Below are 19,599 nucleotides of genomic sequence, written 5' to 3'. Positions count from 1 at the left end.
ACCATCGTCCTTATGGCTACGGAAGACGCGGTGCGCGAGGCACTGGCGACGGTGAACGACCCCGAGATCAACCGCCCCATCACCGAACTCGGGATGGTCAAATCGGTGGAGATCGGCGCGGACGGAGCGGTCGCGGTCGCCGTGTACCTGACGGTCTCCGGCTGCCCCATGCGCGACACCATCACCCAGCGCGTGACCGACGCGGTCTCGCGGGTCGAGGGCGTCACGCGGGTCGACGTCACCCTCGACGTGATGAGCGACGAGCAGCGCAAGGAGCTGGCGAACGCCCTGCGCGGCGGCCAGACCGAGCGCGAGGTCCCGTTCGCCAAGCCTGGCTCGCTCACCCGGGTGTACGCGGTCGCGTCCGGCAAGGGCGGCGTCGGCAAGTCGTCGGTGACGGTGAACCTGGCGGCGGCGATGGCGGCCGACGGCCTGAAGGTCGGTGTCGTGGACGCCGACATCTACGGCCACTCCGTGCCGCGCATGTTGGGCGCCGACGGCCTGCCCACCCAGGTCGAGAACATGATCATGCCGCCGTCCGCGAACGGCGTGAAGGTCATCTCCATCGGGATGTTCACACCGGGCAACACGCCGGTGGTGTGGCGCGGTCCGATGCTCCACCGGGCGCTCCAGCAGTTCCTGGCGGACGTGTACTGGGGCGACCTGGACGTCCTGCTGCTCGACCTGCCGCCGGGCACCGGCGACATCGCCATCTCCGTGGCGCAGCTCGTGCCCAACGCCGAGATCCTGGTCGTGACGACGCCGCAGCAGGCCGCCGCCGAGGTGGCGGAGCGGGCGGGTTCCATCGCCGTGCAGACCCACCAGAAGATCGTCGGCGTGGTCGAGAACATGTCGGGGCTGCCGTGCCCGCACTGCGGTGAGATGGTCGACGTCTTCGGCACGGGCGGCGGTCAGACGGTCGCCGACGGCCTCACCCGCACCACCGGCGCCACCGTGCCCGTCCTCGGCTCCATCCCGATCGACGTCCGCCTCCGCGAGGGCGGCGACGACGGCAGGCCGGTCGTCCTCACCGACCCCGACTCCCCCGCGGGCTCGGCCCTGCGCGCCATCGCGGGCAAGCTGGGCGGACGGCAGCGGGGCCTGGCGGGGCTGTCGCTGGGGATCACGCCGCGGAACAAGTTCTAGGGTTCCTGGGGGGCGCGGGCGCACGGTAGGCCCGGGGAAGCCCCCACGGTGAGGGGCGCCGAGCATTCAGACCGGCGCCCCGGAGAACTACGCGTACTGCTCGATGTCCTTCACCACGGCGAAGCCGATCCCATACGCGCTCATCCCCCTGCCGTACGCCCCCACGTGCACCCCCTGCTCGGTGGACCCGGCCAGCACCCAGCCGAACTCCGACTCCCGGTAGTGGAACGGCGTGGGAACGCCGTCCACCGGCAGGGAGAGCGTCGACCACTCCGGGCCCGCGAGGTCGTCGGCGAGCGCCCACGCCGTCTCGGTCTGCTGGTCCAGCCAGTCGTCACGCAGGGTGTGGTCCATCTGGCCGGGCCAGGTGAAGGACAGCAGCCCCACCCCGGCCAGCCAGGCCGCCGAGGACACCGAGGTGGCCTCCAGCAGCCCCGTACCGTCCGCGCTGCGGCGCACGGGGTTGGCGGCGACCGTCACCACGACCGCGAACCGCTCGCGCTCCTCCGCCGTCACCTCGGCCCGCACCACGGGCTCGTCGCCGTGCCCGATCGCACCGTGCTCCACGGCCCCGTCCGCCGCCGTACCGACCTGCATCAGCCAGCGCGGCCCCGTGAACGCCTCGTCCAGGCCGTACCACGGGAAGGGCGCGCGCAGGTAGCCGTCGACCGTGCGCCGCGCGGAGAGGGCCCGCTGGCCGCCCTCCGCGGTCGGCGCCTGCTCGACCGCCTGACTCGTCGTCTCCATCTGCCCGGACGCCTCCTCGCTCTCGTCGGACCGGGCGGCCCGCCCCCCTTCGGGCGGCGTCGCTCCTCGGAGTACGGTCCGCACAACAACTCGGCAGCATATCCACACCACTGAGGGCAGCCAGGAAACCGCCCGGCGCGTGGAGCGTCCGGGCGGCGGGTTCCGGCCTGACGCGCGCCGGAGCAGGGGTGGGTGGGCTCAGGTGGCGTCGGCGTCGAAGGGCGGGCGCTCGTCGGGCTTCTTGGTCATGTCGACCTTGTCACCGGAGGACGAGGAAGGCGGAGCGGACGGCGACGCCGGGGCGGACGTGGAGGACGTCGACGTGTCGCTGTCGCGGCCGTGCACCGCGTCCGTGACCTCGGCCATCTCCTTCTTCAGGTCGAAGCCGTTGCGGATCTCCTTGAGCCCCAGGTCGTCGTTGTCCAACTGCTTGCGGAGGAACGTCTTGGGGTTGAGGTCCTCGAACTCGAAGTCCTTGAACTCCGGACCCAGCTCCTGCCGGATGTCCTGTTTGGCGCTCTCGGAGAAGTCGCGGATCTTCCGGATCGTGCGCGTCACGTCCTGGATGACCTTGGGGAGCTTGTCCGGACCGAAGACGAGCACGGCGAGGACGATGAGCGTCACCAGCTCTAGCGGTCCTATGTCATTGAACACCTGAAGCTCCTTGCCATGTCCCGGGCGGGAACCACGGTACCCGGCGATCCCGTCCGACCGGTACCGTCCCGTGACCTCCGAAGGCGTGTATGTGAGCGGTTTTCCGGATGTTTGCCTTGTCGGAAGGGGCGCGGAGCGGGGCCGGACGGTGTGGCTGTGAGGTTGCTGTGACTTCGCCCGGCCTTGCGCCCCGTCGCCGCCGGAAGCCGTCAGTCACCGTCGGAGGAACCCAGCACCAGGGAGATCGTCCGCTCCTCGCCGTCCCGCTCCACGGTCAGTTCTAGCTGGTCACCGGGGCGGTGGGCGCGGGTCTTGACGATCAGTTCCTCGCCGGAGTGGACGCGCTGGCCGTCGACCTCGGTGATGACGTCGCCCGGCTCGATCCCGGCCCGGTCGCCGGGGCCGCCGGGGGTGACCGGGGCGCCGCCGTCGCGGCCCTCGGTGCCGACCCGGGCTCCGTCGCCGCTGTAGTCCATGTCGAGGGTGATGCCGATGACGGGGTGCGTGGCCCGGCCGGTGTTGATCAGTTCCGTGGCGACGCGGCGGGCCTGGTTGACCGGGATGGCGAAGCCGAGGCCGATGGAACCGGCCTGTCCGCCGTCCAGGTCGGCGCCGTTGTCGGCGCTGCGGATGGCGGAGTTGATGCCGATGACCCGGCCGCGGGTGTCGAGCAGGGGGCCGCCGGAGTTGCCGGGGTTTATCGGGGCGTCGGTCTGGAGGGCGTCGACGTAGGAGATGTCGCTGCCGTCGCCCTTCTCACCGCCCGCCGTGATGGGGCGCTCCTTGGCGCTGATGATGCCGGAGGTGACGGTTCCGGCGAGGTCGAAGGGGGCGCCGATGGCGACGACCGGGTCGCCGACCTGGACGTTGTCCGAGTTGCCGAGCGGCATCGGCTGGAGGTTCTTGACGCCGCGCACCCGGACCACGGCGAGGTCGTAGCCGCTGTCGGCGCCGACGAGTTCGGCCTCGGCGGTGTCGCCGCTGTGGAAGGTGACGGTTATCTCACCGTCGTCGCCCGCGGGTTCCACGACGTGGTTGTTGGTGAGGATGTGCCCCTGGCCGTCGAGGACGAAGCCGGTGCCCGTGCCGCCCGAGTCGTCGCCGGTGACGTGCAGGGTGACGACGCTGGGCAGGGCCCGCGCGGCGATCCCGGCGACGCTGCCCGGGTCGCGGTCCGCGGGCTCCTTCCCGGCCTGCGGCAGCTCTACGGTCCCGACGCCGCCGTTGCGCTCCAGATACGTCCCCACGACGCCGCCGACGCCCCCGGAGACGAGGGCGAGCAGCACGGCGCCGAGCACGAGCGGCTTCCGCACCTTCCGGCGGGGGCGCGGCTCGCTCTCCACGACGGTGGGAGCGGCGGCTCCCGCGCCGCCGACGGCCCAGGGGTCGTAGCGACGCCAGGGGTCCTCCGGGGGCCCGTCAGCGGCGGCCGGGGGCGGTACGGGGGTGGCGGGGGCGGTGGTCTGGGGCGGTACGAGAGGGCCGGTGGCGGTGCTCTGGGGTGGTACGGGGGTGCCGGGGGCCGCCGGTGCCGGTGCTGGCGCCTCCAGGCCGGGCGCCGGGCCGTGCGGCGGGAGCGGTGCCGGTGCCTGTGTGGGCCCCGGCGTCGGCATCGGGGCCGTCGTCGTGCCGTGGGCCGGTGTCGCCGGGTGCTGCACCGGGGGTGCGGGGGCCCACGGGCCCGGCTCGCCGTACGGAGGGGTGCTGTAGGGGTCGGGGTCGTGCAGGGGACGGGGGGCGTCGGCGGGTGCCGCCGGGGCCGTCTCCGCCGTGGGCTCCTCCGGCTTGCGCAGCTCGAAGTCGCCCCCGGGCGGAACCGGGTGTTCCAGCTCGAAGTCGCCGTCCGTCAGCGCGCCCGGACCCGTGTCGGCCCCCTCAGGGCGGCTGGCCGGGCTCTGCGTGGGCTTCCCCTCGTTCATGCTCTCCCCACAGCTGGCCGCGGCACGGCTCGTCGGTGGTGGCCGCGGTTCGTCGACTCCGCGCCCGGCGATCATGCCAGGGGCGCGGCCCACCCTGGATTCAACCAGGTTCACGCACGGACGCGCAGGGGCCGGTCAGCGGGCGGTGCCACCGGACGACGCAACGGGCGACGCGACGGGCGAGGAAACAGGTGACGCGACAGTCGACGAGGCGGACGACGACGGGACGGACGTCACCGCGGGCCCCGGCGCGGCGAGCAGGCCGGACGTGGCGAACCCGGGCGTGGTGGCCCATGAGGTCAGCTCGACCGGCGGGGTGCTCGCCAGCGGGCGTATCAGCGGGGAGATCGCGGCGGCACCGGCCACCACGGGCGCCGTGAGGTGGTGCAGCGTGCGCTCCTGCCCGGCGGCGGCCGTCGGCGTACCCGGCAGCAGCGGCGCGGACACCGTGGTCGGGGCGGACGGCGTCTCCCCGAGGGACCGCTGGCCGCCCTGGCCCAGGGCGAACAGCGGGCTCGAAGCGCGCCGCCGCTGGTTCTCGGGGACGGTCGCGGCGCCGGTGCCGGGGCTGCGCAGCGGCGTGACGTTGCTGCCGCCCGCGCCGGAGCGGGCGTCGGTGGTGTCGCCGGGCACGCCGGTGGTGACCCCGCCGAGGGCGATCGCGGCCAGCGACACCGCACCGGCGGCGACGAAGGCGAACCGGCGCCCGCGCGACGCGGCCCGCTCGGCCTCGTGCCGACTGACGTCATGGATGCGGAAGCCCCGCTGGGCGGACGTACCGGACGGCAGCAGCGGGTCGTGGCCGTGCGGACGGGCGGGCACGTACCCGAACTCGAACCGCTCCCCCCGCCTCACACCGAAGATCCCGGTGGCGCCCGGCGCTCCGGGCAGTCCACCGGGGAGGTCTGCCCCCCGCGGCGGCGCGCCCGTGACGTCGGTGTCACCTCCCCCGGGCAGCCCCTGGAGGCGGGCCAGGAGGCTCTCGGAGGGCGGCGGCGGGGCGGCCTCCGCGAAGACGTTCTTCAGACGGCGCTGGGCGTCGACCTCCGCCTTGCACTTCGCGCAGGTCGCCACGTGCGCCAGCACGCGCTCACGCGTGTCATGACCGAGTTCGCCGTCGACGAGGGCGGCGAGCCGGTCTCCCAGATGCTGGTCCGCGAGGCGCTGCCCGGCGGATTTCGGCCGTGATCCACTCACGCGGACGCGCCCCCTCCTCCCAGTGCGGGAACACGGGCCGCGAAGGAGCGGCGCTCGGCACGCGCCTTGGGTGACCGGTGCGCGAGGGCCTTGCGGAGCTGCGAGCGGCCACGGTGGATCCGGGACCGGACGGTGCCGAGCTTGACGCCGAGGGTCGCGGCGATCTCCTCGTACGACAGCCCTTCGATGTCGCAGAGGACGACCGCGGCGCGGAACTCGGGGGCGAGGGTGTCCAGGGCCTGCTGGACGTCGGCGTCGAAGTGGGCGTCGTTGAAGACCTGCTGGGGGGAGGGCTCGCGGCTGGGCAGGCGCTCCGCCGCGTCCTCGCCGAGGGCGTCGAAGCGGATGCGCTGCTTGCGGCGGACCATGTCCAGGAACAGGTTGGTGGTGATGCGGTGCAGCCAGCCCTCGAACGTCCCCGGCGAGTAGGTCGACAGGGAGCGGAAGACACGGACGAAGACCTCCTGGGTGAGGTCCTCGGCGTCGTGCTGGTTGCCAGTGAGGCGGTAGGCCAGGCGGTAGACCCGGGCGCTGTGCGTGCTGACGATCTCCTCCCAGGTGGGCGGAGTCCACGCCTGCCCGTCCGCGTCGGTGGAGAAGGTCGCGGTCCGGTCGCGGTCGGCGGCGTGGCCGGGGTCAGCAGCGGTCTCAGTCACGGATTTCGGCCTGCCCGCCGATCCGAGAAAGCGCCGCAGCACTCCTCCCCGATCCCCAGGCGCAGCCGCACCTCCCCTGTTGGCTCTGGTGGTGTCCAGTGGAGCCCCTACCATAGCCACCTCGTCCGTTAGCTCCGGATAAGCGGTTTTACGAGAATTTGATCTGCGCTGGTCCCGCTGATGCGGCTGCGTCAGCACTTGCTCGCGGCCCCGCTCCATGTCGTGATCCAACCGTGTCCCCCGCTGTCGTCTCCTGCCCCTTTTAACGCCCGGTCCCATCTGCGGGTTCCCGGCGGCAACGGATACAGTCACGCCCAGGCAACCACGGGGACAGGAGAGGGTCATTACCGGCAACGGGCAGACGGGCTGGGCGGCGTTCGCCGACGCCTTTCTCGCCGAGGACGAGGCGCTGCGCTGGGCCCGGGACCGGGCCCGGGAGGCAGGCTTGCGTTCGGTGTCGCCCGGCACGGGCGCCGCGCTGCGGCTGCTGGCCGCCTCCGTGGACGCCAAGGCCGTCGCGGAGATCGGCACGGGCACCGGGGTCTCCGGCATCCACCTGCTGCACGGCATGAGGCCGGACGGCGTGCTGACCACCGTCGATCCCGAGCCGGAGCACCAGCAGTTCGCCCGGCAGGCGTTCCGCGCCTCCGGCTTCGCCAGCAACCGCGCCCGCTTCATCCCCGGCCGCGCGCTGGACGTCCTGCCGCGGCTGGCGGACGCCGGGTACGACCTCGTCTTCTGCGACGGTGACCGGCACGAGGTACTGGACTACCTCGCTGAATCGTTGCGCCTGCTGCGGCCCGGCGGCCTGGTGGTCTTCGAGGGCGTCTTCGCCAGCGGCCGTACGGTCGACTCGGGTCCGCAGCCCACGGAGGTGCTGCGGCTGCGGGAGCTGCTGCGCACGGTGCGGGAGAGCCAGGAGCTGACGTCGTCGCTGCTGCCGGTGGGCGACGGCCTGCTGTGCGCGGTCAAGCGCTGACCTGCGCCGCCCGGGGGGAACGACTGGCACAAACAGCCGCCCCGGCACCGAATTCCGTGTTTCGGTGCCGGGGCGGCTGAAAGGGTGTGGTCGCCTGTGTGCGTCAGCCCACGACCTTCTTGAGGGCGTCGCCCAGTGCGTCGGCCTCGTCAGGGGTCAGCTCGACGACGAGTCGACCGCCGCCTTCGAGCGGAACGCGCATGACGATGCCCCGCCCCTCCTTGGTCACCTCGAGCGGGCCATCGCCCGTCCGCGGCTTCATGGCCGCCATGCTCGTTCCCCTTCCTGAAACCAGCTCATCGTCGTAGCCGACGGCCCCTTGAAGGGCACGCGCCGTCTCCTGAAGGGGACGCGCGACACCGGCATCGAACACATTGCTTCCCAGCCATTATCCCGCATCTCACGACCCGATGACCAACATCAGTCCGCATCGCTTGGGCAACGCACGCGAGCAAAACCACTCAATTCGGGGATGTGACTGCGATACTGCGCCGCCGCACCGACTTCCCCCGGCCAGAAACCGGCTCGAATTCTTTGACGCAGCTCACACGCGGGGAACGGTCAACCACCGGCGATCTCCGTCATGCTGTCCTTCGAACAAGGACATACCGACGGGTACGACCGCGACGACCGAGACGACCAGAGGGGATCTGCCATGGCCGACACCGTGCTCTACGAGGTGGGCGACGGGCTCGCGACGATCACGCTGAACCGCCCCGAGGCGATGAACGCGCTGAACGTCGCGACCAAGGCCGCCCTGCGGGACGCGGTACGGTCCGCGGCGGACGACGAGGCCGTACGGGCGGTGCTGCTCACCGCGGCCGGGGACCGGGCGTTCTGTGTGGGCCAGGACCTCAAGGAGCACATCGGGCTGCTCGCCGCCGACCGGGAGTCCGGCTCGGGGCAGACCATGAGCACGGTGAAGGAGCACTACAACCCGATCGTGCGGGCGCTCGCCGGGGCGCCGAAGCCGGTGGTCGCCGCGGTGAACGGCGTCGCGGCCGGGGCGGGCTTCGGCTTCGCGCTCGCCGCGGACTACCGGGTGGTCGCGGACACCGCGGCCTTCAACACGTCCTTCGCGGGGGTGGCCCTGACCGCCGACTCCGGGATCTCCTGGACGCTGCCCCGGGTGGTCGGCCCCGGCCGCGCCGCCGACCTGCTGCTCTTCCCGCGCTCCATCAAGGCGCGGGAGGCGTACGAGCTGGGCATCGCCAACCGGGTCGTACCGGCCGCCGACCTGCGCGCCGAGGCGGAGCGGGTGGCCCGCGCCCTCGCCGAGGGCCCGACGCTGGCGTACGCGGCGCTGAAGGAGTCCCTGGCCTACGCCCTCACCCACTCGCTGGACGAGGCCCTGGACAAGGAGGACGAACTCCAGACCCGCGCGGGCGCGTCCCAGGACCACGCGATCGCGGTCCAGGCGTTCGTGAACAAGGAGAAGCCGAAGTACCTGGGCCGCTGAGCGGGCCCGCGAAGGCCGCCGCGGGCGGGGTCAGGCGCCGTCGGCCCCGCCGGTCCCGGCCGCCGCGCCCGTCCGTACCAGGCACGTCTCCAGGTGGTCGTCGACCAGTCCGCACGCCTGCATCAGGGCGTACGCCGTCGTCGGGCCGACGAAGCGCAGGCCCCGCTTCTTCAGGGCCTTCGACAGCGCCGTCGACTCGGGGGTGATCGCCGGGACGTCGGCGAGGGTCCTCGGGACCGGGCGGGCGGCCGGGTCCGGGGCGTACGACCAGATCAGCTCGTCCAGCTCGCCCGGCGCCCACTCGGCCAGCACGCGCGCGTTGGCGAGCGTGGCGTCCACCTTGGCGCGGTTGCGGATGATGCCCGCGTCGGCCAGCAGCCGTTCCCGGTCGGTGTCGGTGAAGGCCGCCACCTTGCCGATCTCGAAGTCCGCGAACGCGGCGCGGAAGCCGGGGCGGCGGCGCAGGATGGTGATCCAGGACAGCCCGGACTGGAACGCCTCCAGGCTGAGCCGCTCGAAGAGGGCGTCGTCGCCGTGGACCGGGCGGCCCCACTCCTCGTCGTGGTACGTCACGTAGTCCGCGGTGGAGACGGCCCACGGGCAGCGCAGCGCGCCGTCCGGGCCCGCCAGGGCGGCTCCGTCGCTCACTGCCGCTCCTCGGGCTCGGACTTGTGCAGGTCGGCGCGGGCGGCGGCTCTGGCCCCGGTGAGCGCGGACTCCAGGTCGGCGATGCGCGCGTCCCGCTCGGCCAGTTCGGCGCCGAGGCGGTTCAGGGCGTCGTCCACGTCGGCCATGCGGTAGCCGCGGACGGCGAGCGGGAAGCGCAGGTCGTCGATGTCCGAGCGGCTGACCGGGCGGTCCTCCGGCAGCATGTCGTGCAGCCGCTCCGGCGCCACCTCGGGCAGCGGACCGCCGCCCTCGCCGCCGCCGACCACGGCGAGCGTGACCGCGCCGACCACGACGGCGAGCGCGACCACCAGGAACAAGAACATAACCATTGCGAGGCCCCACGCTCCGAGTCAGAGATCCGTGCCGACTGTGCCACACCGTGCCCACCGTGTTCATCCGCGGCCGGCGGTGCCGACGGGCGCGGATGCGTCAGGGTCCGATCGTGCCATGCGACTCTGACAGTTAGGGTCGCAGGCGGCCGTAAGGGCCGAGGACCAGGACTTATCGACGACGCATCGACGAAGAGGGGCCACAGGGGATGCTCAGGCTGGGCAGGCGGGAGTTCGACCCGCGCGAGCCGGTGATCATGGCGATCGTGAACCGGACCCCGGACTCCTTCTACGACCAGGGGGCGACCTTCCGCGACGAGCCCGCCCTCGCCCGCGTGGAGCAGGCGGTGGCCGAGGGCGCCGCGATCATCGACATCGGCGGGGTGAAGGCCGGGCCCGGCGAGGAGGTCAGCGCCGAGGAGGAGGCGCGGCGGACCGTCGGGTTCGTGGCCGAGGTGCGGCGGCGCTTCCCCGACGTCGTCATCAGCGTCGACACCTGGCGGCACGAGGTCGGCGAGGCGGTGTGCGAGGCGGGGGCCGACCTGCTGAACGACGCGTGGGGCGGCGTCGACCCGCGGCTCGCGGAGGTCGCCGCGCGCTACCGGGTGGGGCTGGTGTGCACCCACGCGGGCGGCGCGCAGCCGCGGACCCGGCCGCACCGGGTGACGTACGACGACGTGATGGCCGACATCCTGCGGGTCACCCTGGGGCTGGCCGAGCGGGCGGTGGCGCTGGGGGTGCCGCGCGAGTCGGTGCTGATCGATCCCGGGCACGACTTCGGGAAGAACACGCGGCACAGCCTGGAGGCGACGCGGCGGCTCGGGGAGATGGTGGACACCGGGTGGCCGGTGCTGGTGTCGCTGTCCAACAAGGACTTCGTGGGCGAGACGCTCGACAAGCCCGTGAAGGAGCGGGTGGTGGGCACGCTGGCCACGACCGCGGTGTCCATGTGGCTGGGGGCGCAGGTGTACCGGGTGCACGAGGTGGCCGAGACCCGGCAGGTGGTGGACATGGTGGCGGCGATCGCGGGGTGGCGGCAGCCCGCGGTCGCCCGGCGGGGGCTGGCGTAGCGGCGGAGGCCCTGGGCGGGCCTCGCCCTCAGCCGCCGGACGGGGTGGGAGTCACCTGCCCGCTTCCTTCGACACCAGGGCCACCGCCTCGTCCACGTCGTCCGTCACGTGGAACAGGGTCAGGTCCTTCTCGGCGGCCTTGCCCTGGGCGATGAGGGTGTTCTTCAGCCAGTCCACCAGCCCGCCCCAGTACTCCGAGCCGAACAGGACGATCGGGAAGCGGGTGACCTTCTGGGTCTGGACCAGGGTGAGCGCCTCGAAGAGTTCGTCGAGGGTGCCGAGGCCGCCGGGCAGGACCACGAACCCCTGCGCGTACTTGACGAACATCATCTTGCGGACGAAGAAGTAGCGGAAGTTCAGGCCGATGTCGACATAGGGGTTGAGCCCCTGCTCGAAGGGCAGCTCGATGCCGAGGCCCACCGAGACGCCGCCCGCCTCCAGGGCGCCCTTGTTGGCGGCCTCCATCGCGCCGGGGCCGCCGCCCGTGATGACCGCGAAGCCCGCGTCGACCAGGCCCCGGCCGAGCCGCACGCCCGCCTCGTACTCCGGGGAGTCGGCCGGGGTGCGGGCCGAGCCGAAGACGCTGATCGCGGGCGGGAGTTCGGCGAGGGTGCCGAAGCCCTCCACGAACTCGGACTGGATGCGCAGCACGCGCCAGGGGTCGGTGTGCACCCAGTCCGACGGGCCGCCGGTGTCCAGCAGCCGCTGGTCCGTCGTACTCGCCGTGATCTGGCCGCGTCGCCGGAGGACCGGTCCCAGGCGCTGCTCCTCAGGCCGCCTGTCGTTCCCGGGGTTACCGGTAGCCATGTGCGCTCCCTCCGCTTGCCGTCTCTCCACCTCAGCGTAGATCTACGCGGGTTACGTACGGGGTACCTGAGCATGTCCGCCGTACGGCCGGGTAAACCGGCCCCCGCCGTCATGCCGTGAGCCAGGCCCGCAGGCGCTCCTCCCCCGCCAGGATCTTGGCGGTCTCGACGCGTTCGTCCCGCCTGTGCGCCAAGTGCGGGTTGCCGGGGCCGTAGTTGACCGCCGGGATGCCGAGCGCGGAGAAGCGGGAGACGTCCGTCCAGCCGTACTTGGGCTGCGGGGTGCCGCCGACCGCCTCGATGAACGCCGCCGCGGCCGGGTGCGACAGGCCGGGCAGCGCGCCGCCGCTGTGGTCCTCGACCACGAACTCCGTGACCCCGCAGTCCGCGAAGACCTCGCGGACGTGGGCCACCGCCTCGTCCTCCGTACGGTCCGGCGCGTAGCGGAAGTTGACCGCGACCTCGCACGCGTCGGGGATGACGTTCCCGGCGACCCCGCCCGAGATCCGTACGGCGTTGAGGCCCTCGCGGTACTGGAGGCCGTCGATCACCGGGTTGCGCGGCTCGTACGCGGCGAGCCGGGCCAGGATCGGGGCGGCGGCGTGGATGGCGTTGGAGCCCATCCAACTGCGCGCCGAGTGCGCCCGCTCGCCCGTCGTCCTCAGGACCATCCGCAGGGTGCCCTGGCAGCCGCCCTCCACCTCGCCATCGGACGGTTCGAGCAGCACCGCGAAGTCGCCCTCCAGCCACTCCGGGTGCGCCTCGGCGACGTGCTTGAGGCCGTTCAGCTCGGCGGCGACCTCCTCGTTGTCGTAGAAGACGAACGTCAGGTCGCGGTTGGGGGCGGGGACCGTGGCCGCGACGCGGAGCTGGACCGCGACCCCGGCCTTCATGTCGCAGGTGCCGCAGCCCCACAGCACGCCGTCGGCGTCCAGCCGGGAGGGGACGTTGTCCGCGATGGGGACGGTGTCGATGTGCCCGGCGAGGATGACGCGCTGGTCGCGGCCCAGGTGCGTGCGGGCGACGACGTTGTTGCCGTACCGGTCGACCGTCAGGTGCGGCAGGGCGCGCAGCGCGGTCTCGATCGCGTCCGCGAGGGGCTTCTCGGTGCCGCTCTCGGAGGGGAGGTCGACCAGCCGCGCGGTGAGCTTCGCGGCGTCCAGGGTGAGGTCAAGCGGGGTGTCCGACATGGCGTCGACCCTAACCCCCGCCGGTTTCCGTACTCTCCAGTACCTTGTATCGCGTGCCAGAGCCGTCCCCCACCACCCGCAAGCGTCGCGGCCGTCTCCTCCGTGCCGCGGCGGCCCTCGTGGTCCTGTGCGCGGTCGCCGGTTACCTCGCGGTGCAGTACGTCACCGGCGGGACCGGCGCTCCCGGCTGCAAGGTCGTCTCGGCCGGGGACCGCGGAGCCACGTACGAGTTCTCGCAGGAGCAGGCGGTCAACGCCGCGACGGTCACCGCCGTCGGCATAGCGCGCGGTATGCCCGAACGGGCCGTGACGATCGCGCTGGCGACCGCCCTCCAGGAGTCCGCGCTGCGCAACATCGGCTACGGCGACCGCGACTCGCTCGGCCTGTTCCAGCAGCGGCCGTCCATGGGATGGGGCAGCGAGGAGCAGATCATGGACCCGTCGTACGCGGCGGGCATGTTCTACGACCACCTCGCCAAGGTCCCCGACTACACCCGGCTGCCGCTCACCGTGGCCGCGCAGCGCGTGCAGCGCAGCGGCTTCCCGGAGGCGTACGCCAAGCACGAACCCGACGCCACGCTGCTCGCCGCCGCCCTCACCGGCCGCGCGGGGGCCACGCTGACCTGCGACGGGCGCCCGGCGGCGACCCAGGCCGCGGGGCCGGACGCGGTGCGCTCGGCGCTGGTGCGGGACTTCGGGCGGGACGCGCTGGAGGAGACCGCCGCCGAGGTGGACGGGGACGGGCAGGAGTCCGCGGGCGCGGCCGAGGTCGCCGCCGAGACCAGTGGGCGGGCGGTGACCGTGCCCGTCTCCGAGGACACCAACGCCGTGGCCGGGCGCACCGTCGAGCAGCGCGGCTGGCAACTGGCCCACTGGGCGGTCGCCAACGCCTCCACCCTGCACATCGAGAGCGTCTCCTACGCGGGCCGGACGTGGACCGCCGGGAACACCGACAGCCGGTGGCGCACCACCGGGGCGACCGACGCCAAGGGGTCCACTGGCGCGGGCGGGGCCGCGGGCGCCGTCCGAATCGTCACTGGACAGTAGTGCGGGGCCTCACCCTCCCGGGTTAGCCGTACGGCTCGGTGACGGCCGGATCCACGGGGTTTCGCGCTGACGCCCCCGGATCGGGCGGAATCCTTGGCAGCAAAGGGCTGTCGGGGTTTCGCGGGCTTTCCGGGGCGGTGTCCTTTGCCCGTTTTTATCCACAGCAGATAATGCGACGCATTGCCAACTCTTTACGTTGCGCCGCCGCAACCTTCCCGGGGTTCGAGCGGTAGTCACTGCGTCTGGGCCCGGACGATCAACAGCCTTCCACCTGTTCTCTCCCGTCAAAGGAGCACCATGTCCCTCCCCCTGACCCGTCGGATCGCCCGTGCCGCGCTGCTCGTCGCTGCGGGAGCGGCCGCCGGGGTCGGTGCGGCTGGCTCGGCCAGCGCGGCCCCCGAGCTGCCCGCCACGCCCAACCTGAGCGGTCTGACCGCCCTGGACGGGGCGAACGTCGGCAACACCGTCGACGGTGCGGCGCAGAACCTCACCGGTGCGGCCGGTGAGACCGGCAGCAAGGCGGTCAAGAAGGCGGTTCCGGCCGCGGGCAAGACCGGTGGTCAGGCCGTGAAGAAGGCGACTCCCGCGGTGCAGAAGGCGGCCGGTGACGCGGCCGGGGCCGCGGGGGACGTGCTGGGTGACACGGCGAAGACCGCGACCAAGGGCGGGCTGCCCACGGATGGGCTGGCCAAGGGCGGTGCGCTGCCGGTGCAGGGCCTGCCGGTGGGCTGACCCGCTTCTGTTGTTGCTGGCGGTGGGGTTCAGGGGTTTCCCTGGCCCCACCGCCGTTTTGGTGGGCGCAGGTGCCGTCTGTTGGTTGGGCGCCCGGCGTCTGGGGCTGTGCCCACCCGTTCCGCCCTGCGGAACGACTGCCCACAGCCACGCGGCAGTTACCCGGCCAGCCTGGTCACCGCCGCCGCCACCCGCTCGTCCGTCGCCGTGAAGGCCACGCGGACGAACGTGGCGCCCGCGGGACCGTAGAAGTCGCCCGGGGCCACGAGGATGCCGAGGGTGGCGAGGTGGGCGACGGTGTCCCAGCAGGGCTCGTCCCGGGTGGCCCAGAGGTAGAGGCTGGCCTCGCTGTGTTCGATGCGGAAGCCGTGGGACAGCAGGGCGTCGCGGAGGGCGGTGCGGCGGGCGGCGTAGCGGGCGCGCTGGGCGTGGACGTGGTCGTCGTCGCCGAGGGCCGCCACGACGGCCGCCTGGGTCGGGGCCGACGTCATCAGGCCGCCGTGCTTGCGGATCTCCAGCAGCGGGCCGAGGACGGCCGGGTCACCGGCGATGAACGCGGCCCGGTAACCGGCCAGGTTGGAGCGCTTGGAGAGGGAGTGGACGGCCACGATGCCGTCGTAGGAGCCGCCGTTCACGTCCGGGTGCAGGACCGAGACCGGGTCGGCCTCCCAGCCCAGTTCGAGGTAGCACTCGTCGGAGAGGACCAGGACGCCGTGGGCACGGGCCCAGGCGACGATCCGCGTCAGCTCCGCCTGGGACAGCACCCTGCCGGTCGGGTTGGACGGGGAGTTGAGCCAGAGCAGCTTGAGGTTGGCCGGGTCCAGCTCGGTCGGGTCGTCGTAGACCTCGTGGTCCGTCCGCGCCAGACGGGCGCCGACCTCGTAGGTGGGGTAGGCGAGGCGCGGGTAGGCCACCTTGTCGCCGGGGCCGAGGCCGAGCTGGGTGGGGAGCCAGGCCACGAGTTCCTTGGAGCCGACGACCGGCAGCACGTGGCGGTGGGTCAGGTCGCGGGCGCCGAGGCGGCGGCCGAGCCAGCCGGTGATCGCGTCGCGCAGCTCGGGGGTGCCCCAGACGGTCGGGTAGCCCGGCGAGTCGGCGGCGGCGACCAGCGCCTTCTGGATCAGCTCGGGGACCGGGTCGACCGGGGTGCCCACGGACAGGTCGACGATGCCGCCGGGGTGCTCGGCGGCCGTCTTCTTGTAGGGCGCGAGCTTGTCCCAGGGGAAGGCCGGGAGGCGGTCGGTGACGGAGGACACGGGGTGCTGGCTCACTTTCTCGTACGTCACTCGGAAACGCCTCGGTCCCGTACGGCGCCGGTGATGACCTGGGTCATCGGGCCGTACGGGACCGAGGCGGCGCGGTGTGCGGGCCGCTTGGGGTGTTACTCGCCCGAAGCCTGCGGCGGCAGCGCGGCGATGAAGGGGTGGTCCCGCTCGATCAGTCCGAGCTTGCTGGCACCGCCCGGGGAGCCCAGTTCGTCGAAGAACTCGACGTTCGCCTTGTAGTAGTCCTTCCACTCCTCCGGAGTGTCGTCCTCGTAGAAGATCGCCTCGACCGGGCATACCGGCTCACAGGCACCGCAGTCGACGCATTCGTCCGGGTGGATGTACAAGGACCGCTGGCCCTCGTAGATGCAGTCGACCGGGCACTCCTCGATGCACGCCTTGTCCTTGACGTCGACACAAGGCTGCGCGATGACGTAGGTCACGCTGTCGTTCCTCCTCGATACGGGCGCTGGCGGGCCTCCTCAGGCTCCGCCGCCTGGCGCGCGGGAGCGCGGCGTCGTCGATGCCCGCCCCTAGTATCTCCGTTCCTGGGCATGATCCGAACAGGAGGGGTGAACTGGCCTGTGGAAATGTCGGCCGCTGGACGCCTTGAGGTCCGTCTCACCGCCGCTGACGTGGGCAAACGCGTATCCGTACGACGGTTGACCGGCGCGTCGGGCACAGAGGGGAAATTCACCGACACGGTGGGTGTTCTCACATCATGGGATGACGATGTGCTCGTGATCACAAAGCGGGACGGGGAGTCCGTGCCGATCGCGCGGGCCTCGCTGGTCGCCGGGAAGGTGGTGCCCGCGGCGCCCGCCCGGCGCCGGGGGCCCGCCGCGTCGTACGAGGAGCTGGCCCGCGTCTCCGCGCGGGCCTGGCGGCCGGTGGAGAGCGAGTGGCTCGGCCGGTGGGAGCTGCGGGCCGCCTCCGGGTTCACCCGGCGGGCCAACTCGGTGCTGCCGCTCGGCGACCCCGGGGTACCGCTGGACGAGGCGCTGGCCGCCGTACGGCGCTGGTACGGCGCCCGCGGGCTGCCCGCCTACGTCCAGACCGCCACCGGTGGCGAGGGGACGCAGGAGTTGCTCTGCGCGGAGCTGGAGCGGCGCGGTTGGGTGCGGGAGGTGACCGCGGAGCTGTGGACCGGGGCGCTGGCGCGGGTCGCGGACCTGCGGGACGGTCCCGGCGCGGTCGTGCTGTCGCGGACCGCCGACGACGGCTGGCTGGCGCGGTACCAGCGCAAGGGCGTGAGTGACGTGGCCCTGCGGGTGCTGGGCGGCGGGCCGTCGGTGTGGTTCGCGGCGGTGCCCGGTGCCGGGGGCGCGCCGGACGCGATCGGGCGGCTGGTCGTGGACGGGCGGTGGGCCGGGTTCGCCGCGGTCGAGGTCGCCCCGGAGCGGCGGCGCCAGGGGCTCGCGACGACCGTGATGGCCGCGCTGGCCCGGCAGGCGCTCGCCGAGGGCGCCTCGGCGGCGTGGCTCCAGGTGGAGACGGAGAACGCGGGGGCGCGGGAGCTGTACGCCCGGATGGGGTTCTCCGCGCACCACGCCTACCACCACTACCGGGAGCCGGACGGCCCGTCGTCCGCTGACGGAACCCGCCTCTGCTGAAGGGCAGCCTGACTGATGCGTTCCCCCTTCCCCCCGCCCCCCGAGCGCTCCGCGGAGCTGCGGCGGCGGTTCGCCGCGGAGGCGCGGTCCGAGCTGCCCGACCTGTCGGCGCTGTGCCTGCTGCTGGGCGCGGTGGCGGACGGCACGCTGGACGAGGCGGGCATCGACGCCGCGCAGGTGGAGCTGGACGAGCTGGCGGGGCGGCTGCCGTTCCGGCCGGGCGGGCCGCGCGCGTGGGCGGTGGCGCTGCGGGACCTGCTCGGTGAGGAGCTGGGCTTCCACGGCTCCCCCGGCGACTACCAGCGCCTTGGGTCGTCCCTGCTGCACGAGGTGCTGCGGCGGCGGCGCGGGCTGCCGATCCTGCTGTCGGTGGTCTGGCTCGAGGTGGCGCGACGGGCCGGGGCGCACGTCTACGGCGTGGCGCTGCCCGGGCACTTCGTCGTCGGGTTCGGGACGGCCGGGGAGCAGGTGCTGGCCGACCCGTTCGACGGCGGGCGGGTGCTGACCGGGGCCGACGCGGAGCTGCTGGTCGCGGGCGCGGCGGGGGTACCGCTCGACCCGGGCATGTTGCGGCCCGCCGATCCGCTGGACGTGGTGCTGCGGGTACTGAACAACGTGCGCGCGTGGGCCGCCGCCCGGCCCGAGCGGTCGGACGTGGCGCTGTGGGGCGTGGACCTGTCGCTGCTGCTGCCGTCGCACCCGGCGCGGCTGCGCTACGAGCGGGCGCAGTTGCTGGTGCAGCGCGGGGAGTTCCTCGCCGGGGCGGCCGAGCTGGACGCGTACGCGGAGGTGGTGGCGCCGGTGGACGAGGCGACGGCGGAACAGGTACGACGGCAGGCCCGCGTGGCACGGGCCAAGCTGAACTAGGGCGTGTTGCGAAAGTCCCGTCGTCCGCCCGGAGGGCGGGCCGAGCGGCGTCCGGTGCGTGCTCTCGGCGTGCCGGGCGGAAGCCCTCGTACTGGTTGTACGTGGGCTTTCGTCCGGTGCGGCGAGAGTGCGTGCCGGGCGTCGGGCGGCAGGCGGGACTTTCGCAACACGCCCTAGGTGTTCTGTCCACGGAGGTTGGCGACAGCGATCACTGATGTGTGATCTTGAAATGGGTGAGGGCCTTCTGGCTCGGTGTGGATTGCGAGATCTGCACCGGCGACCAGAGAGGCCCTCGTGCCCCACCGTAATGCACCCCTGACCGAGACCGGACGACTGCGCCTGGCCCGCTGCGTCGTGGACGACCACTGGCCCCTGCGGCGGGCCGCGGAACGCTTCCAGGTCTCCGTGAGCACCGCCAAGCGATGGGCCGACCGCTACCGGCAGCACGGCGAGGCGGGCATGGCCGACCGGTCCAGCCGCCCGCACACCAGCCCACGGCGGACCCCGACCCGCACCGAGCGGCGGATCATCAAGGTCCGTGTGCTGCGCCGCTGGGGACCTGCGCGGATCGCGGGCCTGCTGCGGCTGGTTCCTTCCACCGTCCACCGGGTGCTCACCCGCTTCGGCCTGGCCCGCCTCACGCACCTGGACCGGGCCACCGGCCACGTCATACGCCGCTACGAACGGGAACGTCCCGGCGAGCTGGTGCATGTGGACATCAAGAAGCTCGGCAACATCCCCGACGGCGGCGGCCACAAGGTCCTGGGGCGCCAGGCGGGCCGAAGGAGGCGTTGCGGGGCTGGCTACAGCTACCTGCACACCGCCGTCGACGACCACTCCCGCCTGGCCTACAGCGAAATCCTCACTGACGAGAGGAAGGAAACCGCCGTCGCCTCTGGGGGCGGGCGCAGGCGTTCTTCGCCTCGTGCGGGGTCACCGTCGAGCGCGTGCTGACCGACAACGGTTCCTGCTACAAGTCCCGTCTGTGGCGCGATGCCCTGGCCGCAGCCGGCATCACGCACAAGCGCACGCGCGCCTACCGGCCCCAGACCAACGGCAAGGTCGAACGGTTCAACCGCACCCTGCTCGACGAATGGGCCTATGCCCGCCCCTACCGCTCGGAACAGGAACGACGCGACGCCTTCCCCAACTGGCTGCACACCTACAATCACCACCGCGGACACACCGCGCTGAGAGGTCAGCCACCCGCCAGCCGCGTTCCCAACCTCACGGGCCAATACACCTAGGGCCCGTC

General features: G+C 72.8%; 20 protein-coding genes and 1 pseudogene. 9 read left to right on the top strand and 12 right to left on the bottom strand.

The window, feature by feature from the left end:
• Positions 1–12 precede the first annotated feature (12 nt).
• A complete protein-coding gene (locus ACFQZ6_RS23555; protein ID WP_381612185.1) occupies positions 13–1,146 on the top strand; it encodes an Mrp/NBP35 family ATP-binding protein in 1,134 nt (377 codons plus the stop codon).
• A gap of 87 nt (positions 1,147–1,233) precedes the next feature.
• Here ACFQZ6_RS23555 and ACFQZ6_RS23550 read toward each other — a convergent pair whose 3' ends face one another.
• The 5 genes from ACFQZ6_RS23550 to sigE all read right to left on the bottom strand — a co-directional run bounded on the left by ACFQZ6_RS23550 (position 1,234) and on the right by sigE (position 6,433).
• Positions 1,234–1,893: a hypothetical protein gene (locus tag ACFQZ6_RS23550; RefSeq protein ID WP_381612183.1), complete on the bottom strand. Its 660-nt coding sequence runs from the start codon at positions 1,891–1,893 to the stop codon at positions 1,234–1,236.
• A 198-nt stretch (positions 1,894–2,091) separates the two neighbouring features.
• Positions 2,092–2,547, bottom strand: a complete 456-nt coding sequence (locus ACFQZ6_RS23545) for a sec-independent translocase (protein ID WP_381612182.1) — start codon at positions 2,545–2,547, stop codon at positions 2,092–2,094.
• 209 nt (positions 2,548–2,756) lie between these two features.
• Positions 2,757–4,466 carry a S1C family serine protease gene (locus ACFQZ6_RS23540; protein WP_381612180.1) on the bottom strand — a complete coding sequence of 570 codons (1,710 nt, stop codon included), beginning with the start codon at positions 4,464–4,466 and terminating at the stop codon, positions 2,757–2,759.
• 135 nt (positions 4,467–4,601) lie between these two features.
• Positions 4,602–5,663, bottom strand: coding sequence for an anti-sigma factor family protein (locus ACFQZ6_RS23535; protein ID WP_381612178.1), 1,062 nt, complete (start codon positions 5,661–5,663; stop codon positions 4,602–4,604).
• Positions 5,660–6,433: an RNA polymerase sigma factor SigE gene (gene sigE, locus ACFQZ6_RS23530; RefSeq protein ID WP_381612176.1), complete on the bottom strand. Its 774-nt coding sequence runs from the start codon at positions 6,431–6,433 to the stop codon at positions 5,660–5,662. Before sigE ends, ACFQZ6_RS23535 begins: the two co-directional genes overlap by 4 nt.
• Positions 6,434–6,596: 163 nt before the next feature.
• Here sigE and ACFQZ6_RS23525 point away from each other — a divergent pair, with 163 nt between their 5' ends.
• On the top strand, positions 6,597–7,298 hold the full coding sequence (locus ACFQZ6_RS23525) for an O-methyltransferase (protein WP_381618591.1): 702 nt from the start codon (positions 6,597–6,599) through the stop codon (positions 7,296–7,298).
• Between the two features lie 103 nt (positions 7,299–7,401).
• Here the strand turns inward: ACFQZ6_RS23525 and ACFQZ6_RS23520 are convergent, their stop codons facing one another.
• Positions 7,402–7,569, bottom strand: a complete 168-nt coding sequence (locus ACFQZ6_RS23520) for a DUF3117 domain-containing protein (RefSeq protein ID WP_003966491.1) — start codon at positions 7,567–7,569, stop codon at positions 7,402–7,404.
• Positions 7,570–7,953: 384 nt separating this feature from the next.
• Between ACFQZ6_RS23520 and chcB the strand changes: the two genes are divergently transcribed.
• Complete coding sequence (chcB, locus tag ACFQZ6_RS23515; protein WP_381612174.1) at positions 7,954–8,757, top strand: 2-cyclohexenylcarbonyl CoA isomerase; 804 nt, start codon at positions 7,954–7,956, stop codon at positions 8,755–8,757.
• A gap of 30 nt (positions 8,758–8,787) precedes the next feature.
• Here the strand turns inward: chcB and ACFQZ6_RS23510 are convergent, their stop codons facing one another.
• Complete coding sequence (locus ACFQZ6_RS23510) at positions 8,788–9,405, bottom strand: DNA-3-methyladenine glycosylase I (protein ID WP_381612172.1); 618 nt, start codon at positions 9,403–9,405, stop codon at positions 8,788–8,790.
• Complete coding sequence (locus ACFQZ6_RS23505; RefSeq protein WP_381618588.1) at positions 9,402–9,749, bottom strand: DivIVA domain-containing protein; 348 nt, start codon at positions 9,747–9,749, stop codon at positions 9,402–9,404. The genes ACFQZ6_RS23510 and ACFQZ6_RS23505 overlap by 4 nt, the downstream gene beginning before the upstream one ends.
• 215 nt (positions 9,750–9,964) lie before the next feature.
• On the opposite strand from ACFQZ6_RS23505, the gene folP reads away from it, so the two are divergent.
• Positions 9,965–10,825, top strand: coding sequence for a dihydropteroate synthase (gene folP / locus ACFQZ6_RS23500; RefSeq protein ID WP_381612170.1), 861 nt, complete (start codon positions 9,965–9,967; stop codon positions 10,823–10,825).
• 51 nt (positions 10,826–10,876) lie between these two features.
• Here the strand turns inward: folP and ACFQZ6_RS23495 are convergent, their stop codons facing one another.
• On the bottom strand, positions 10,877–11,632 hold the full coding sequence (locus ACFQZ6_RS23495; RefSeq protein WP_381612168.1) for an LOG family protein: 756 nt from the start codon (positions 11,630–11,632) through the stop codon (positions 10,877–10,879).
• A gap of 109 nt (positions 11,633–11,741) precedes the next feature.
• Positions 11,742–12,821: a succinyl-diaminopimelate desuccinylase gene (dapE, locus tag ACFQZ6_RS23490; protein WP_381612166.1), complete on the bottom strand. Its 1,080-nt coding sequence runs from the start codon at positions 12,819–12,821 to the stop codon at positions 11,742–11,744.
• Positions 12,822–12,874: 53 nt separating this feature from the next.
• Between dapE and ACFQZ6_RS23485 the strand changes: the two genes are divergently transcribed.
• Positions 12,875–13,867: a heavy metal transporter gene (locus ACFQZ6_RS23485; RefSeq protein WP_381612165.1), complete on the top strand. Its 993-nt coding sequence runs from the start codon at positions 12,875–12,877 to the stop codon at positions 13,865–13,867.
• A gap of 297 nt (positions 13,868–14,164) precedes the next feature.
• Positions 14,165–14,599 (top strand): ATP-binding protein, encoded by a 435-nt coding sequence (locus ACFQZ6_RS23480; RefSeq protein ID WP_381612164.1) that lies wholly within the window; start codon positions 14,165–14,167, stop codon positions 14,597–14,599.
• Positions 14,600–14,757: 158 nt separating this feature from the next.
• Here ACFQZ6_RS23480 and ACFQZ6_RS23475 read toward each other — a convergent pair whose 3' ends face one another.
• Both ACFQZ6_RS23475 and fdxA read right to left on the bottom strand, forming a co-directional pair.
• Positions 14,758–15,855 carry a bifunctional succinyldiaminopimelate transaminase/glutamate-prephenate aminotransferase gene (locus ACFQZ6_RS23475; protein ID WP_381618585.1) on the bottom strand — a complete coding sequence of 366 codons (1,098 nt, stop codon included), beginning with the start codon at positions 15,853–15,855 and terminating at the stop codon, positions 14,758–14,760.
• A 125-nt stretch (positions 15,856–15,980) separates the two neighbouring features.
• Positions 15,981–16,307, bottom strand: a complete 327-nt coding sequence (fdxA, locus tag ACFQZ6_RS23470) for a ferredoxin (protein ID WP_053665104.1) — start codon at positions 16,305–16,307, stop codon at positions 15,981–15,983.
• 141 nt (positions 16,308–16,448) lie between these two features.
• Between fdxA and ACFQZ6_RS23465 the strand changes: the two genes are divergently transcribed.
• The 3 genes and pseudogenes from ACFQZ6_RS23465 to ACFQZ6_RS23455 all read left to right on the top strand — a co-directional run bounded on the left by ACFQZ6_RS23465 (position 16,449) and on the right by ACFQZ6_RS23455 (position 19,591).
• The gene (locus tag ACFQZ6_RS23465) at positions 16,449–17,477 is read left to right on the top strand and encodes a GNAT family N-acetyltransferase (RefSeq protein ID WP_381618582.1); all 1,029 of its coding nucleotides are present in this window, start codon (positions 16,449–16,451) and stop codon (positions 17,475–17,477) included.
• 15 nt (positions 17,478–17,492) lie between these two features.
• Positions 17,493–18,344 (top strand): transglutaminase family protein, encoded by an 852-nt coding sequence (locus tag ACFQZ6_RS23460; protein ID WP_381612162.1) that lies wholly within the window; start codon positions 17,493–17,495, stop codon positions 18,342–18,344.
• Between the two features lie 294 nt (positions 18,345–18,638).
• Positions 18,639–19,591, top strand: a pseudogene (locus tag ACFQZ6_RS23455) (IS481 family transposase).
• Positions 19,592–19,599: the final 8 nt, after the last annotated feature.

Origin of the sequence: Streptomyces flavalbus (genome assembly GCF_042674625.1) — a bacterium.
Classification (GTDB): Bacteria; Actinomycetota; Actinomycetes; order Streptomycetales; family Streptomycetaceae; genus Streptomyces; species Streptomyces flavalbus.
Note: the sequence above shows the minus strand (reverse complement) of the source record. Positions and strands in the feature narration are given on the sequence as shown.

Coding starts and splice junctions, on each gene's coding strand:
- ACFQZ6_RS23480 (WP_381612164.1), top strand. CDS start 14,165: ATGTCCCTCCCCCTGACCCGTCGGATCGCCCGTGCCGCGCTGCTCGTC.
- folP (WP_381612170.1), top strand. CDS start 9,965: ATGCTCAGGCTGGGCAGGCGGGAGTTCGACCCGCGCGAGCCGGTGATC.
- ACFQZ6_RS23495 (WP_381612168.1), bottom strand. CDS start 11,632: ATGGCTACCGGTAACCCCGGGAACGACAGGCGGCCTGAGGAGCAGCGC.
- dapE (WP_381612166.1), bottom strand. CDS start 12,821: ATGTCGGACACCCCGCTTGACCTCACCCTGGACGCCGCGAAGCTCACC.
- ACFQZ6_RS23505 (WP_381618588.1), bottom strand. CDS start 9,749: ATGTTCTTGTTCCTGGTGGTCGCGCTCGCCGTCGTGGTCGGCGCGGTC.
- sigE (WP_381612176.1), bottom strand. CDS start 6,433: ATGGTAGGGGCTCCACTGGACACCACCAGAGCCAACAGGGGAGGTGCG.
- chcB (WP_381612174.1), top strand. CDS start 7,954: ATGGCCGACACCGTGCTCTACGAGGTGGGCGACGGGCTCGCGACGATC.
- ACFQZ6_RS23555 (WP_381612185.1), top strand. CDS start 13: ATGGCTACGGAAGACGCGGTGCGCGAGGCACTGGCGACGGTGAACGAC.
- ACFQZ6_RS23540 (WP_381612180.1), bottom strand. CDS start 4,466: ATGAACGAGGGGAAGCCCACGCAGAGCCCGGCCAGCCGCCCTGAGGGG.
- ACFQZ6_RS23460 (WP_381612162.1), top strand. CDS start 17,493: ATGCGTTCCCCCTTCCCCCCGCCCCCCGAGCGCTCCGCGGAGCTGCGG.
- ACFQZ6_RS23550 (WP_381612183.1), bottom strand. CDS start 1,893: ATGGAGACGACGAGTCAGGCGGTCGAGCAGGCGCCGACCGCGGAGGGC.
- ACFQZ6_RS23520 (WP_003966491.1), bottom strand. CDS start 7,569: ATGGCGGCCATGAAGCCGCGGACGGGCGATGGCCCGCTCGAGGTGACC.